Origin of the sequence: Aeromonas sp. OTU364 (assembly GCF_038440395.1) — a bacterium.
In the GTDB taxonomy this organism is placed as follows: domain Bacteria; phylum Pseudomonadota; class Gammaproteobacteria; order Enterobacterales; family Aeromonadaceae; genus Aeromonas.
Map to the genome: position 1 here is coordinate 1 of NZ_JASATR010000006.1, position 15,335 is coordinate 15,335.

10 protein-coding genes are annotated in these 15,335 nt (G+C 62.7%); 6 read left to right on the top strand and 4 right to left on the bottom strand.

Annotated features, from left to right (window positions below; all coding sequences use genetic code 11):
* Positions 1-142 precede the first annotated feature (142 nt).
* Complete coding sequence (locus AAHB08_RS08315) at positions 143-1,627, top strand: M17 family metallopeptidase (RefSeq protein ID WP_342058666.1); 1,485 nt, start codon at positions 143-145, stop codon at positions 1,625-1,627.
* Between the two features lie 29 nt (positions 1,628-1,656).
* Positions 1,657-2,337: a pyrimidine 5'-nucleotidase gene (gene yjjG / locus AAHB08_RS08320; RefSeq protein WP_202045828.1), complete on the top strand. Its 681-nt coding sequence runs from the start codon at positions 1,657-1,659 to the stop codon at positions 2,335-2,337.
* Positions 2,338-2,409: 72 nt separating this feature from the next.
* Here the strand turns inward: yjjG and AAHB08_RS08325 are convergent, their stop codons facing one another.
* From AAHB08_RS08325 to elyC, 4 genes are all read right to left on the bottom strand, one after another.
* Complete coding sequence (locus tag AAHB08_RS08325) at positions 2,410-3,666, bottom strand: amidohydrolase (protein WP_319918181.1); 1,257 nt, start codon at positions 3,664-3,666, stop codon at positions 2,410-2,412.
* 1,322 nt (positions 3,667-4,988) lie between these two features.
* A complete protein-coding gene (gene pfkA / locus AAHB08_RS08330) occupies positions 4,989-5,960 on the bottom strand; it encodes a 6-phosphofructokinase (protein ID WP_005326082.1) in 972 nt (323 codons plus the stop codon).
* Between the two features lie 142 nt (positions 5,961-6,102).
* Positions 6,103-6,858: a triose-phosphate isomerase gene (gene tpiA / locus AAHB08_RS08335; RefSeq protein WP_139434336.1), complete on the bottom strand. Its 756-nt coding sequence runs from the start codon at positions 6,856-6,858 to the stop codon at positions 6,103-6,105.
* Positions 6,859-6,993: 135 nt separating this feature from the next.
* Complete coding sequence (elyC, locus tag AAHB08_RS08340; protein WP_342058667.1) at positions 6,994-7,764, bottom strand: envelope biogenesis factor ElyC; 771 nt, start codon at positions 7,762-7,764, stop codon at positions 6,994-6,996.
* Positions 7,765-7,892: 128 nt separating this feature from the next.
* Here elyC and cmoM point away from each other — a divergent pair, with 128 nt between their 5' ends.
* From cmoM to mukB, 4 genes are all read left to right on the top strand, one after another.
* Positions 7,893-8,669 (top strand): tRNA uridine 5-oxyacetic acid(34) methyltransferase CmoM, encoded by a 777-nt coding sequence (gene cmoM, locus AAHB08_RS08345; RefSeq protein WP_342058668.1) that lies wholly within the window; start codon positions 7,893-7,895, stop codon positions 8,667-8,669.
* A 139-nt stretch (positions 8,670-8,808) separates the two neighbouring features.
* Entirely contained in the window at positions 8,809-10,128 is a 1,320-nt protein-coding gene (mukF, locus tag AAHB08_RS08350) for a chromosome partition protein MukF (RefSeq protein ID WP_202045826.1), read from the top strand.
* Complete coding sequence (gene mukE / locus AAHB08_RS08355; protein ID WP_139434340.1) at positions 10,109-10,846, top strand: chromosome partition protein MukE; 738 nt, start codon at positions 10,109-10,111, stop codon at positions 10,844-10,846. Before mukF ends, mukE begins: the two co-directional genes overlap by 20 nt.
* Before the next feature lie 45 nt (positions 10,847-10,891).
* Positions 10,892-15,319, top strand: coding sequence for a chromosome partition protein MukB (gene mukB / locus AAHB08_RS08360; RefSeq protein ID WP_342058669.1), 4,428 nt, complete (start codon positions 10,892-10,894; stop codon positions 15,317-15,319).
* Positions 15,320-15,335 lie beyond the last annotated feature (16 nt).

Genomic DNA, 15,335 nt, shown 5'->3' on the forward strand with positions numbered 1-15,335 from the left:
TATTCTCTTTTCTCCTCCCTGTATCACTCCCGATCCTCCCGTGTATCAGCCTGATCCAGCACATTAATTTATATGGTGGCGATCCATAGTCCCATTTGTTCGGTATCATTCTGGCTTCTGTTCATGGATGAGGCCTCTCCCTGTGATGCACGCTTTCAACTACCTTCCTCCCAAGATAACCATGCAGACCACCACCCTGAACGAGGTGATGGCGAGCGACATTCCCGTCAAACTGCTGCTGGTCGCCGAGACCGGGCGCGACGCCCTGCTGGCGCAACCGGCCTTCGCCGGGGTGGCATCCCAGATAGCCCTGGGTCTGCCGGCCCCTTACCGGCTGGCGGATGGTCAGGGTCTGCAACTGGTGATCTTCGTGGACTCGGCGCCCGTTCTGGATCACCGGCTCTACAAGCAGCTCCGCTCCTGGACAGCCCCCCTTGCGGGTCTCAAGGTGGCGCAACTGGCGCTGCACCTGGAGGGCTTCGATGAGGCGCCCCGGGCGCTGCTGGCCGAGCTGGTGCTCGCCACTCTGCTGGCGGCCGATGTGCCGCTGCCCACCCACAAACGCGCCGACGAGGCGCCCATCGGCTATCAGAGCCTGACCCTGTCTCCCCCCTGCGTCCTGGATCTGGCCCGCATCGAGGCCGAGGCGCAGGGCAACGGGCTGGCCCGTCACCTGGCCGTGCTGCCCGCCTCAGAGCTCAATGCCAGCAGTTACCGTGCCTTCGCGCGGCAGCTGGCGCAACAGGAGGGCTGGCAATGTCAGGAGTTCGACGAGGCGGCCCTCGCCAAGCTCGGTGCCGGCGCCTTCCTGGCGGTGGCCAGGGGCTCGGAGGACAACCAGGCTGCCATCGTCAGGCTCAGCTATTGCCCGGCCAATCCGGTGCGCCGCATCGCGCTGGTGGGCAAGGGGATCTGCCACGACTCCGGGGGCTATAACCTGAAAGTGGGTGGCAGCATGTATGGCATGCACCTGGACATGGGGGGCAGCGCGGTGGCGCTCGGAACCCTGCATGCCATCAGCCGGGCCAGGTTGCCCGTTGAGGTGCACTGCTGGCTCGCCATCGCCGAGAACCACATAGGCCCCAAAGCCTACCGACCGGGGGAGGTGGTGACCGCCCTCAATGGCACCACCATAGAGGTGGTGGACACCGACGCCGAGGGGCGCATGGTGCTGGCGGATGCCTTGGCGCTCGCGGCCCAAGGGGAGCCCGATCTGCTGATCGACTACGCGACCCTGACCGGTGCCTGCAAGCGGGCGCTCGGCAGCCGCTACAGCGGCGCCTTCACCAATCGCCCCGACTGGCTTCCCGAGCTGATACGCCTGGGGCAGCAGAGCGGTGAACGGATCTGGCCCTTCCCGCTGGACGAGGATTTCGACGACAACCTCGATAGCGAGTGGGCCGATCTGTTACAGTGCGCCCCGGGTAGCTCGCCGGATCACATCGACGCCGCCCGCTTCCTCAGCCGCTTCGTGCCCGGGCAGACCCCCTGGTTGCACCTCGACCTGAGCGGTTTTCGCAACAAGGGGGGCAACGGCGTGGTCGGCAGAGAAGTGACCGGGTTTGGCGTCAGGCTGTCGCTGACGCTGCTTGCCAGCCAGCTCGGCATGGTCAAGCCCGCCACATGAATGGCCAAGTACAACCAATAAGGACAAGCGTGAAACAAGCAAGCTATGACTGGGTGCTGTTCGATCTGGACGAGACCCTGCTCGATTTCCCGGTCGCCCAGGCACTGGAGCGCACCCTGCAGATCTATGGCGTGACGCCGACGCCCCCCAGGATGGCGGCCTATCACGAGCTGAACCACAGGCTGTGGCAGCAATACAACTCAGGTGAGATAGACGCCACCCAACTGCAGCAGACCCGTTTTTCGATGTTTGCCGAGCAGGTGAACGTGGCGCCCATGGCGATGAATGACACCTTCCTGCAGCAGATCATCGCCCTGAGCGTGCCGCTGGAGGGGGTGGAGCAGACCCTGCTGGCCCTGAAGAGCCGGGTCAGGATGGGGATCATCACCAATGGTTTCAGCCTGCCCCAGCGCGGTCGTCTCGACAAGCTGGGCTGGAACGAGTGGTTTGAGCCCCTCGTTATCTCCGACGAGGTGCAGGTGACCAAGCCGGCTGCCGCCATCTTCCAGCACGCCCTGGATCTGATGGGGCAACCGAGCCCGGCGCGGGTGCTGATGGTGGGGGACAACCCCAAGACCGACATCGCCGGTGCCGCCGCCCAGGGGCTGGCGACCTGCTGGTACAACCCCGCCCGCCAGCAGGGGCCCTGCGAGGCGACCCACGAGATCCATCACTTCGCCCACCTCTCTGACATAGTGCTGGGACGCTGAGCCCGGCGCCAGGCGACTTCGCAAAGACAAGAAAGGCAGCCCTCGGGCTGCTTTTTTTCATCGCTGGCGTTCTCAGGTGCCAAGGCGGCTGAGCAGCCAGGCCTCGAGCAGGGCGACACCGGGGGCCAGCACGGCCTCGTCGAAGTCGAACTCCGGATGGTGGTGAGGCGCCGCCAGATTGGCCCCCAGAATGAGGTAGGCGGCCTCACCGCCGTGCTGCTGCACCCGCTCAATGAGGAAACCGGCGTCCTCGCTGGCGCCGAAACGGCGGGTGTGGATGGTCTCAAGCTTGAGCGCCTCGGCCAGGGGCACTATCTCCTCGAGCAGGGCCGGGCTGTTCTCTATGCCGATGGCTTCCCCCTGCTTGCGAATGAGGTAGCTGGCCCCCTGCATCATGGCGGCCCCTTCCACTATCTGCTGCACCTGGCCGAACATGTAGTCGTTGAGGGCCGGGGTCGCGCCCCGGGTCTCTCCCATCAGGCGGGCGTGACCCGGGATCACGTTGCGACCGCTGCCCCCATTGAGCTGGCCTATGTTGATGCGGGTCATGCCGTCCCGGTGGCGGGCGATGCCGAGCATGGCGGTGGTGGCCATGCAGGCCGCCGCCAGGGCGTTGCTGCCGGCGTTGGGCTCGAGCCCCGCGTGGGCGGCGCGCCCCATAAATTCCACATCGAACTTGGTGGAGCAGAGAAACTCGGTGGGGTTGATCACCAGCTCGCCGCTGTTGGCATGAATGCCGATGTGCAGCGCCAGCAGGGCATCCACATCATCGAGCTGACCGCCTGCTGCCAGCGCCTTGCCGCCGCGACACCCCTCTTCGGCAGGCTGGAAGAAGAGCTTGATGCGGCCGTTGAGCCGCTCGGTCAGGGCGGCGATCCGCTCGGCCAGCACCAGCCCGATGGCGGTGTGGCCATCGTGGGCGCAGGCGTGCATCCAGCCCGGGTTGGCTGAGTGCCACCCCTCCTGGCAGGGCTGGTGCGCCGGCTCCCGGCTCTCCTCCACCTCTACCGCGTCTATGTCGAAGCGAAAGCCCAGGGTGGGGCCGGGGCGGCCGCTGTCCCAGACCCCCATCACACCGGTGATCTCGTCGATGCGGGCCAGCCAGTCGGGGTGGGCCCCCTGACGCAGGGCTCGCTCCTTCTGGGCTGCGACGTCTATCTCCCGTCCCATGATGAGGTTGCTGGCCAGCAGCTTGTCCCCCAGCATGACGGAAAAACCGAGTTCGGATAGGTGGTGGGCGATGAGGGCGCTGGTGCGAAATTCACACCAGGCGGCTTCGGGGAGACGGTGAAGGTCACGGCGCCAGTGGCGCAGAGCATCCTGAGTCATGGTGATTCCTGCATGGCAAATCCAGCGGACATTGTGACGGGCGGGGGGGCAAGAGTAAATCCCGCAGAGACAGATGCGGCAAGGGGAGCACTGAGGCTCCCCTTGCAAGAACGGCGATCATGACGATCAGGTCGTTAAATGCTCACTGATGGTCAATAACTTCTGACTGGCATCCTGTTCCTGAGCAAGCCCTCAAAAACCTACCTTTGCGGGTGTTTTTGCGGCCTGGTGGCGCTATCAAGACGCAGGTCAAGCGGCTGCCTGACCGATTAACCGCCTTAGAGCTGTGCCAGCGAGGGCAGAGAGACGGCAACTAGAGTGAAAAACACGGTAAAAATGGCGGTAACAACGAACTCTTTCATTATTTTGTCTCCCTTGGCTGACTGATGATGAGACCAAGATACCACAATGACAGGGGATAACAATGAAAAATGTAATTATGTGGCAAAATCAGGTTGGCGGTGTCGTAGTGCTGTGTTTTTGTAATTTTGTGGCCGTTTTATCACCCGCTCAGGGGGTGGTGGATTTCTATCTCATGATATTTATCACTATATTGTTTATATACAGTCACTTATGGTTTTTCGTTTGCATTTTTTGATGGGGTTTGTACGAGACTGTTTTGGTGATCATCAACTTTTGTGGCGAAAAATGGCAGTATGATGCGCCTGTAAGTGTCGCCAATGATGAGTTGGCTGGCTGGTAGTGTCATTTCCTTTATCTCATCATTTTTATCTGCCCGCCATGGGGTAAACCCTGTCGGGACGGTGCTTTATCGTCATCACCTTCAGGCAGAATTTCAATTCACAGGGGAAAACAGGGTAAAACAGCAGACATTCGGCTGGGAAAAGACCCCCAGCCCCGCCCGCCAAGCCGCGCTTTTTGGGGGGCATCATGGCAAGAGGCGTGAGCTTGCATCACAGCACAAAGACAGGCACGCAGAGACAGGCACTCAGGCATGGGGCGCCCATTGTCAGAGGACGCAGGGCGCGAGGCGCCTTGAGAGGCGTTGTGGTGAGAGAGTGGGGTGCAAGTTCAGGCTTTATGACGGGGGGATAAGCGAGAGTGCGGGCAAGGGGAGGGGCAAGAGTCTGCGGGAGAGGGGGAAACCTCAGTAGCGCGTGGCGAAACGAAAGGGAGCGCCTGTATCGCCAACTTATCCGGCAGCAGCGCAACAGGGTGCGGTTCGGCAGGCTGGCACACGGAGGGGGCTGGAAGGCGGTGGCCTGTGCCTGTCAGCAGGGGGCTGATGACAACCGGCAGGCATAAAAAAACCCTCCATCGGAGGGTTTTTGTCATCAACAGCCGGTAAAAAGCCGAGTGGCTTAGAACAGGGTGGTGGAGAGATCGTACAGCTCCTGATCGAACGGGCGCTTGAGGTTCTCGATGCAGTCGATGATGTCGTGGTGCACCATCTCATTGCCCTGGATACCGACGCAGCGGCCACCCTGACCGGCGAGCAGCTGCTCGACGGCAAAGGCACCCATGCGGCTGGACATGATGCGATCGCGGGCGGTCGGCGAGCCGCCACGCTGGATGTGACCCAGTATGGTGGCGCGGGTTTCGCGGCCTGTCATGGCTTCGATGTCTTTGGCCAGGGCGTTGACGTCGGTGACGTGCTCGCAGATGGTGATGATGGCGTGCTTCTTGCCTTTGGCTTCGCCTTCCTTGATCTGTTGCAGCAGCTTCTCCTTGTCAAACGCTACTTCCGGCACGATCACGTACTCGGCGCCACCGGCAACGGCGGCGGACATGGCCAGATCGCCACAGTGGCGGCCCATGATTTCGACCACAGAGATGCGGTGGTGGGAGCTGCAGGTGTCGCGCAGGCGGTCAATGGCGTCGACGACCACGTTCAGGGCGGTGTCAAAGCCGATGGTGAAGTCGGTACCGGCGATGTCGTTGTCTATGGTGCCTGGCAGGCCGATGCAGGGGAAACCCTCTTCGGTCAGCTTCTTGGCACCCATGTAGGAGCCGTCACCGCCGATCACCACCAGGGCGTCGATGCCGTGTTTTTTAAGGTTCTCGATCGCTTCGGCGCGCACTTTCGGGTCCTTGAACGCGGGGAAACGGGCAGAGCCCAGGAAGGTGCCGCCGCGATTGACCACGTCGGAGACGCTGTGGCGCTCGAGCTTGACGATCCTGTCCTGATGCAGACCGAGGTAGCCATCATAGATGCCGTAGACTTCCAGGCCATGATGCAGACCGGCGCGCACCACGGCGCGAATGGCTGCGTTCATACCCGGTGCGTCACCACCACTGGTCAAAACACCAATACGTTTGATTTGTTTGGTCATGAGTGCCTCTGGATCTGAGTTGTCGAATATCAATATCTGAAAATGGGGCCAGCCGTTTTTACTATATCGGCTTTCCTATGGAAGAAGGGGACCCATAGGAAAGCGATATCAAGAGAGGGGCCAGGCCCCTCTCTTGCGTCACTTACTGGGCGGCGCCAGCGATGATCTGGGAGAAGTCGTCCACTTTCAGGGACGCACCACCCACCAGGCCACCGTCGATGTCCGGCTGACCGAACAGGTCGGCAGCGGTCGCGCCAGTGACGGAACCACCGTACAGGATCTGTACCTTGGCAGCCACGGCGGCGTCAAAACCGGCCAGGTACTGACGGATGTGAGCGTGAACGGATTGCGCGATTTCCGGGGTGGCAGTCTTGCCGGTGCCGATGGCCCATACCGGCTCGTAAGCCACGACGGCGTTGGCGAAGGAGGCGATGCCGCAACGGTCGATGACGGCTTTGAGCTGGGTCTCGACCACGTTCTTGGTCACGCCGGCTTCGAACTGCTCCAGGGTCTCACCGATGCACAGTACCGGGATCAGGCCGCCCTTCTGGATGGCTTCGTACTTGGCAGCCACCACGTCGTCGGTCTCTGCGTGCAGGGTGCGACGCTCGCTGTGGCCGACCAGGGAGTAGGTGCAACCGAAGGCTTTGAGCATGGAGGGGGCGTTCTCGCCGGTGAAGGCGCCGGACTCGTGAACGTCGGCGTTCTGGGCACCGTAAGCGATCTTGCTGCCAGCGGTCAGCTGTTCAACCAGACCCAAAAAGATAACCGGCGGGCAGACGGCGACTTGCACGGAAGGATGAGCGGCAGCAGCCGGGGTCAGTCCTTTGATCAGAGCTTCGACAGAAGCTTTGGTGCCGTTCAGTTTCCAGTTACCCATTACCAGGTGCTGTCTCATCTTCTCAATCTCCTAGGCATTTGATTGCGCAACATTATATGAATTGAACCGAGCCCAAGATAGCTGACCCGGCGGCAAATGACGTAATTTTTTTTCGCTTTCCTGATCCAAATCAGGAATGCAAGAACCGATCGCTCATTCGTTAACCTGCCCCCGCAAACGGGCCCACCATACCCCAATCCACTCGTGAATGGCAGCCTCGGAATACATCAGATAACGCCCCTTGGGCAGGTAGCTGTAGAGGGGCTGCGGCTCCTGGCTCTGCTTGGCGGTGTAGTCGGTGGGGGCCGGCACCGCATCGAGTCCCTGACCGCGATAGAGGGCCATGGCCCTGGGCAGGTGGGTGGCCGAGCTCACCAGCGCGACCCGCTTGCCTTTGAGGTGGGCGCTGATGCTGACCGCCTCGTCATGGGTGTCTTTGTTGTTTTCAAACAACGTCATTCGGGAGCGGAGGATGCCGAGGCTGGTCGCCATGCGGGCGTTGACCTCGGCGTTGGAGAGGGGATCACCCGACACATAACCGGAGAAGACCAGCTCGGCTTCTGGATAGGCCTGGGCGAGGCGCACCCCCTCCAGGGTTCTGGCGAGGGCTATGTTGTTCTGCCAGGCGCGCTCGGGCACCGCCGGATCGCTCACGTGACCGTTGCCGAGCACCACGATGGCCTCTATATCCGGGTGCTGGTTTATCTCGAAGGGGGGATAGGTCTGCTCAAGTGAGCGGGCCAGCTCATAGCTGACGGGCCTCATCCCCATCAGGGCGATGATCACCAGGGAGAGGGTCGCCAGCAGCTTGCCGTTCTTCTGAAAGCGGGTGAACCAGAGCAGCAGCAACGCCAGCAGCAATAAGGAGAGGGAGAAGGGCAGCGGCATCAGCAACTGGCCCAACCATTTTTTAAGCTCAAACACTGTGGTGTCGTCCTTGAGTTTTCAGCGGATCCGGGATGTGACAGAATACCCCTCTTTTTTCCTGTGGCCCAATCCTGTGTGGTTTCTCCTGCGAGCCCCACAGCGGGGCGGCCGAAGATGAGTGTGTCTTGAAGCAAGATCAGAGTTTTGACGGGCGCGCCGACAAGTTCGCCCGCAACATTTATGACTCCACCAAGGGGCGCATCCGCACCGCCGTGGTGTGGAGCGACATCGAAGCCTGCCTGGCGCGCCTTGGCAACCGGCCCCTGCGCATCCTGGATGCCGGCGGCGGTTTTGGCTATTTCGCCCAGAAGCTGGCGGCCATGGGCCACCAGGTGGAGCTGTGCGATCTCTCGGCAGAGATGCTGGATCTCGCCCGGGAGCAGATTGCCCAGAAGGGGCTGGAAGACAGAATTCGTCTCATCCATTGCCCCATTCAGGATCTCAAGGCCCATGTGACCGGCACCTTTGATCTGGTGCTCTGCCATGCGGTGCTGGAGTGGCTCGCCGAGCCCCGCCAGACCCTGCTCGGTCTGTTCCCTTTCGTCAATGCAGGGGGCATACTGTCGCTGCTTTTTTACAATCGTCATGGCCTCTTGTTCCAGAGCCTGGTGGTGGGCAATTTCGACTACGTGCGCCAGGGGCTGAACAAGAAGCGTCAGACCGCGCTCACGCCCACCAACCCCCAGTTGCCGGAACAGGTCTATGACTGGATAGGCCGGGGGGGCCTCAAGATCATCGGCAAGACAGGGGTGCGGGTCATTCACGATTACATGCGCCACAAGCAGGAGCAGGTCGAGAAATTCGATGATCTGCTGGCCATGGAGCAGTACTACTGTCGTCAGGAACCCTTTGTCTCCCTTGGGCGCTACATCCATGTGATGGCCCAGAAGCCGGTCGGCTGAGGGCTGTCATGGGGGCCTGAATGGCCGGGATGCCAGGGTTTATGCGGTCGGGATACCGCCGCCGGGGTTGCCCATCCCCGGGTCCGAATCACCACGAGGGGTCTGGTACCCCCGTTTATAACAACGAGATGATAACGTCATGATGAGTACATCCCGTACCCTGCCAGAGACGGTGGGATGGGTCAGACAGGAGGGCCTCTCCTTGAATCTGCCCACCGACAGGCTGGCCTTTCTGATTGCGATCAAGACGCTGTCCGAGGACGAGTCTGATCTCTCGGAGGCCGCGCTGCACGACGCCTTCGGTTATGTGAGCAGCGCCTTCGGCCAGATGGACGAAACCCTCTCGGGTCGCGCCAACAACGCCATCAACGATCTCATTCGCCAGCAGCTGCTGTCGCGCTTCACCACCGACATGGTGGCGGGGGAGAGCCTCTATCGCCTGTCACGCCTCGGGGTCGGCATCGTCGACTTCTTCATGGAGAACCGCCAGGTCGACTCCATCAAGCTCTCCATCCTGCTCGAACACCTGGCGGCCGAGCTCGACACTGCCCGCGAGGCGGCGCTCGAGACCAATACCCGGGAGCAGTGGGACGCAGAAGTGCTGCCGCGCCTCACCTTCTCCCTGGAGGAGACGCTCGGGCGCATCGATCTCACCCAGCGCGCCATGGACGAGCAGCAGAATCAGGTCAAGAACGAGATTGCGGCCCTGCTGACCCAGAACTGGATCGACGCCATCCACAGCTGCGAGAAGCTGCTGCGCGAGACGGGCCAGACCCTGCGCGAGCTGCAGGATACCCTGGACGCCGCCGGCCACCGCCTGCAGGCGGGGCTGCTCAACATTCAGGAAGCGGCCCAGGGGCGCGACGATCTCCTCCACGTCGAGGAGCTGACCCATGCCCTGCAGGGGCGGCTCGACGTCATCACCTCCTGGGGCCAGCAGTGCATCGAGCTCTGGTCCCGCTATGACAGGCACGTCCACAAGTTCATCCGCAATGCCATCGACATGGACAAGAACCGCGCCTTCAGCCAGCGGTTGCGGGAATCCATCCGCAACTTCGAGCAGCACAACTTCTTGCTCAGAGTCGCCGAGGAGCCGCGCCTCCTGGAGCTGAGGGACGAAACCATCGCCATCCACGACGAGGAGGTGACCGGCGAGGTGCCCCTCGAGATGGAGTTCATGGAGATGGTGGACATCAACCAGGCGCTGGCGGAGCGCATCGAGCGTTATCTGGCCCGCTACCCCGAGCAGGGGCAGCAGCTGGATCTCGCCGACGTGCTGCGAGAATACCTGCTCGATTTCCCGGCCCACGCCCACTTCGACGTGGCGCGTCTGCTGATAGACCAGGCGGTGCGCCTCGGCCATGCCAGCGGTGAGCGCGAGCTGCACCGCCAACCCGCATGGAAACCCATTAACCAAGCTGGATCCAAGGTTCAGGCCTATGTCATTGATCAATTCTGAGTTTCCCTTGCCCCTGCGGCTCGCAGAGGCCATCGCCAACCCCTTGTTTCCGCGCATCGACACCGCCCTGCGCTCGGGGCGCCACATCAGTGCCGACGATTTCGAACAGCATTCGGCCCTGGTGGAGTTCCATGGCGAGCTCGAGATCTTCTACGGCCGCTATCAGGTCGAGCTCATCAAGGCGCCTGAGGGCTTCTTCTACCTGCGCCCGCGCCCCAGCGCCGACATCGGAACAACCGTTTTATCTGAGCTCGATATGCTGGTGGGCAAGGTGCTCTGCTACCTCTATTTGAGCCCGGACCGCCTCGCATCCGAAGGGGTCTTCACCATGGGCGAGTTGCAGGAGGAGGTGCTGAGTCTGGCGGACGAAAAGCAGTTGCTGCGCATGGTCAACAGCCGCTCCGGCGGTACCGATCTCGACAAGAAGAAGCTGCTCGAGAAGATCCGCACCTCCATGCGCCGTCTAAAGCGCCTCGGGATGATCACAGCCCTTGGCAACAGCGACAAATTCCGGGTCAACGAATCCGTGTTCCGCTTCGCCGCGGACGTGCGCTCCGACGAGGATCCCCGCGCCGTGCAGCTGCGGATGATCCAGGAGGGGGAGGCCATCTTCCACGACGACGAGATGCCGAGCAGCGACTCGCTGTTCGAGGATATTGAAGAGGATCTGGACGAAGAGCAGCTGGAGCTGGAGGTGGAAGATGATCTGCAACGTTAATGTTCTGGCACCGATGGCGTCGGCCGGTTTGATGGAGAGTGCGGCGTGAGAGGCAAATTCAAATCCCTGACCATGGTCAACTGGAACGGCTTCTTCGCCCGGACCTTCGATCTCGACCAGCTGGTCACCACCCTGTCCGGCGGCAACGGCGCGGGCAAGTCCACCACCATGGCGGCCTTTATCGCGGCGCTTATCCCGGATCAGTCCCTGCTCCACTTCCGCAACACCACAGAGGCGGGCTCATCCAGCGCGTCCCGTGACAAGGGGCTCTACGGCAAGTTGCAGCGCGGTCACTGCTATTCGCTGCTGGAAGTGATGAACAGCCGCGAGCAGCGCATCTGGGTCGGCGTGCACCTGGAGCAGGTGGCGAACCGGGACAACAAGGTCAACATCACCCCCTTCGCCCTGGTGGACGTGCCAGACAGCCTGCAACCCACGGATCTGCTGCTGGAAAAACTCCATGACGGCAAGGGGCGGGTGCGCGCCTTCGCCGATCTGAAGGGGGCCGCCGCCGAGCTGGGGGCCATCAAGGTCGCCAAGTTCAATACGGTGACCGATTATCACAACTTCATGTTCGAGTTCGGCATCACGCCCAAAAAATTGCGTGATCAAAAGGATCGCGGCAAGTTCTATCGCCTGATCGAGGCCTCCCTCTACGGCGGTATCTCTTCGTCCATCAGCCGCTCCCTGCGGGAATACCTGTTGCCGGAGAACTCCGGGGTGCGCAAGGCGTTCCAGGACATGGAGGCGGCCATTTACGAGAACCGCCGCACCCTGGAAGCCATCAAGGAGACCCAGGGCCAGCGGGATCTGTTCAAGAACCTGATCACCGAGACCACCCACTACGTGGCGGCCGAGTATGTGCGGGGCGCCGCCGAGAAGAGCCGTCTCTCCGAGCTGGCCCTCAAAGCCAGGTCCGAGCTCGCCGGCAAGCGTCGCCTGCTGGCGGAAGAGAAGCAGCGCGCCATCTATCTGGCGGACGAGGTGGATCAGCTCACCAACCGCGAGAAGCTCCTGACCGACGAGCTGGAGTCCGCCGCCGAACACCTGGCCAAGGTGATGGCCGCCGTGGCGCTGCAAAAGAAGATAGAGCTGTATCGTGCCGATCTGCGGGAGCTCAACGACAAGCTCGAGCAGCAGCAGGCGGTGGTGGAAGAGATCCACTGCCAGTTGCTGGAAGTGGAAGAGCGCAAGGAGCTGGCCCAGGCAGAGGTGGATAGCCTCAAGACCCAGCTCGCCGATTATCAGCAGGCGCTGGACATTCAGCAGACCCGCGCCATCCAGTACCGCCAGGCGGTGCAGGCGCTGGAGACGGCCCGCGCGCAGTGCGAGCTGCCGGGATTGAGCGCCGAGCAGGCGAGCGACACCCTGCACCAGTTCCGTGCCGCCGAGCAGAGCCTCACCAGCAGGGTGCTGGGGGCCGAGCAGCAACTGGCGCTGGCCAAGGCGGCGGTGGCCGAGCATCAGGCCGCGCTGACGCTGCTGCTGAGCATTGCCCCCGAGACCGCTCGCGAGGCGGCCTGGCCCACGGCGCAGGCACTGCTCAAGCGTCATATCGAAGACAAGGCCCGCGTCAATCAGGGGCAGGGACTGCGCGCCGCGCTGGCCCGCCTCGAGAAAGAGAGCGACAGCCAGCAGGCGCTGTTCAAGTTGCGCGACGAGCTGCAGCAGGCTTCTGGCCAGCTTATTGCCAGCCAGGACGAGCTGGAGATCTTCCTGGAAGCCCAACGCACCCGTCAGGAGGAGCTCGCCGATCAGCAGGCGGAGGCCAATCAGCGCCGCGCCAGCCTCGAGCATCAGGGCGCCCAGCTGGGCCGTGATATCAGCGATCTCACCAAGCTGGCCCCGCGCTGGCTCAAGTCGTTCGAGAAACTCGAGCAGTTGCGCGAGCAGAGTGGCTTGGCCTTGGACACTGCCGAGGCGCTCTCGGCCGGCATGCAGACAGTGCTCGACAAGGAGCGGGAGTTCGAGCAGGAGAGCAACCGCATCCAGGGGCAGAAGCAGGCCCTGGAGCGGCAAATTCGCAACCTCCAGCTGGGAGCCGGGGAGGCGGATCCGCGCCTGGCCCGCGTCGCCGAGCAGGTGGGGGGCGTGCTGCTCTCCGATGTCTACGACGACATCTCCAGCGACGATGCCCCTTACTACTCCGCCCTCTACGGCCCGGCCCGCAGCGCCCTGGTGGTGCTCGACCTGGAGGGGGCCATCGAGCGGCTGAAAAAGCTGGAAGATTGCCCGGAAGATATCTACCTCATCCAGGGCAACCCCGACTCCTTTGACGAGGATCTGGTGGAGGCGGACGAGCTCGGCGACGCCGTGCTGGTGCGCACCAGCAAACGTCAGGTGCGCTTCTCCCGCTACCCCGAGCTGCCGCTCTTTGGCCGCGCCGCCCGGGAAAAACGCATCGAGCAGCTCGACCTTGAGCGGGAAAATCTTATCGAGGGCTACGCCAAGGCCGCCTTCGAGCAGCAGAAGTACCACCGCCTCTACGGCCACTTCCGTGACTTTATCGGCCAGCATCTGGATATCGCCTTCCGCCCGGACCCCGAGGCCGAAGTGCAGGCCAAGCAGGCCGAGCAGCGCAAGCTGCAAGAAACCATGGCCGAGTGCGACAAGCAGCTGGCCGAGGCCAAGGCGGCCGCCGCCCAGCTGACCCGCCATATCCAGCTGGTGCAGGGGATGCTGCCCTTTGCCCACCTCTTTGCCGAGACGGAGCTGGCGACCCGCCTCGAGGCGGCCCGCGCCGATGTGGAGGCACTTAAAACCGCCGAAGCCTTTGTAGCCCAGCATGGCAAGGGGCTGGAGAAGCTCGAGACCCTGGTGCAGGTGCTGCGCCAGGATCCCCAGGATCTCTCTGCCCTGCAGGCGGCCTTCGACGAGGCGAGCGACCTGCTGGCGGAGCAGAAGCGCCGTGCCTATGCGCTGGATCAGCTGGTGGCCCGGCTGCCGCACTTTGCCTATCAGGACGCACAAGACCTGCTCGGCAAGGCCTCCGAGATGAGCGAGCGCCTCAAAGAGAAGCTCAAAGCCGCCGAGCTGGCCGCCCGCACCGCCGGCGAGCAGCACAAGCAGATAGCCCTGCGTCACACCGAGGCGCTGCAACTGCGCACGGCGCTCGATTCCAGTGCCTCGGCCAAGGGCCAGACCCTGGCGGAGTTCGAGCAGGAGCTGGGGGCCATGGGGCTCACCCTGTCGGACGACATGGAGGAGAAATCCCGCGCCCACAAGAAGGAGATCGAAGAGCTGCTCATCCGTACCCGCTCCCGTCGCACCAGCGCCGAGGCCCAGTTGCAGGTGACCAAGCGCGAGATCGAATCCTTGGGCGGGCGTCTCAAGCTGGAAGGCAAAGACTACTTCGGTGCCCGCAAATCCCTGGTGGGCCACAAGGCCAGCTGGTCGCGGGTGGTGCGTCTGGCGCGGGAGACCGACGTCGAGAAGCGCCTCAACAAGCGCGAGCTGGCGTATCTCGACAGTGACGAGCTGCGCTCCATGTCGGACAAGGCCCTCGGCGCCCTGCGGGTCGCCGTGGCTCACGACGAGGCCCTGCGCGATGCGCTGCGCCTCTCCGAGGGCAACCGCAGCACAGAGCAGAAAGTCGCCTTCTACGTGCAGGTCTACCGTTACCTGAAAGATCGCATCCGCAACGACATCATCCGCTCGGACGATCCTGTGGAGGCCATCGAGGAGATGGAGATCGAGCTGGCCCGTCTGGCTGACGAGCTCAAGCAGCGGGAAAATCACCTGTCCCTCTCCTCCCACGAGGTGGCGGCCAAGATCACCAACATCATCCGTCGCGAGCAGAACCGCATCCGGGTGCTGAACCAAGGCTTGCAGAACATCGCCTTCGGCCTGGTGCGCGGGGTGCGCCTCAACGTCAACATCCGCGAAGCCCACACCCGGCTTTTGACCGCGCTCGCCGATCAGAGCGCCATGCACAACGATCTGTTCGCCGACAAGGAGCTGAGCTTCTCCGAGGCCATGGCCAAGCTGTTCCAGCGCCTGAACCCGCAGATAGAGCAGGGGGAGCGCAACTATCAGGTGATGGGGGACGTGCTGCTGGACTATCGCAACTACCTGGAGCTCGAAATCGAGGTGCAGCGCGGTGCCGATGGCTGGCTGCGTGCCGAGAGCGGGGCCCTCTCCACCGGTGAGGCGATCGGCACCGGTCAGGCCATCCTCTTGATGGTGCTGATCAGCTGGGAGGAGGAGTCCCGCCGTCTGCGCGGCAAGGACATCGCCCCCTGCCGCCTGTTGTTCCTGGACGAAGCGGCGCGCCTGGATGGCAAGTCCATCGCTACCCTGTTCGAGCTGTGCGAGCGCCAGGACATGCAGCTGCTCATCGCGGCGCCGGAGAACATCAGCCCCGAGAAGGGCACCACCTACAAGCTCATCCGCAAGGTGCAGGGCAAGCACGAGCACGTGCATGTGGTGGGGCTGCGGGGCTTCGGTTTCGCCGATGATAAGCTCATCGCCTGAACCCTGACACAGACTG

Bases quoted from the DNA above. Each gene is read 5' to 3' on its own strand.
- AAHB08_RS08325 (WP_319918181.1), bottom strand. From the start codon at position 3,666: ATGACTCAGGATGCTCTGCGCCACTGGCGCCGTGACCTTCACCGTCTC.
- mukF (WP_202045826.1), top strand. From the start codon at position 8,809: ATGATGAGTACATCCCGTACCCTGCCAGAGACGGTGGGATGGGTCAGA.
- tpiA (WP_139434336.1), bottom strand. From the start codon at position 6,858: ATGAGACAGCACCTGGTAATGGGTAACTGGAAACTGAACGGCACCAAA.
- pfkA (WP_005326082.1), bottom strand. From the start codon at position 5,960: ATGACCAAACAAATCAAACGTATTGGTGTTTTGACCAGTGGTGGTGAC.
- mukE (WP_139434340.1), top strand. From the start codon at position 10,109: ATGTCATTGATCAATTCTGAGTTTCCCTTGCCCCTGCGGCTCGCAGAG.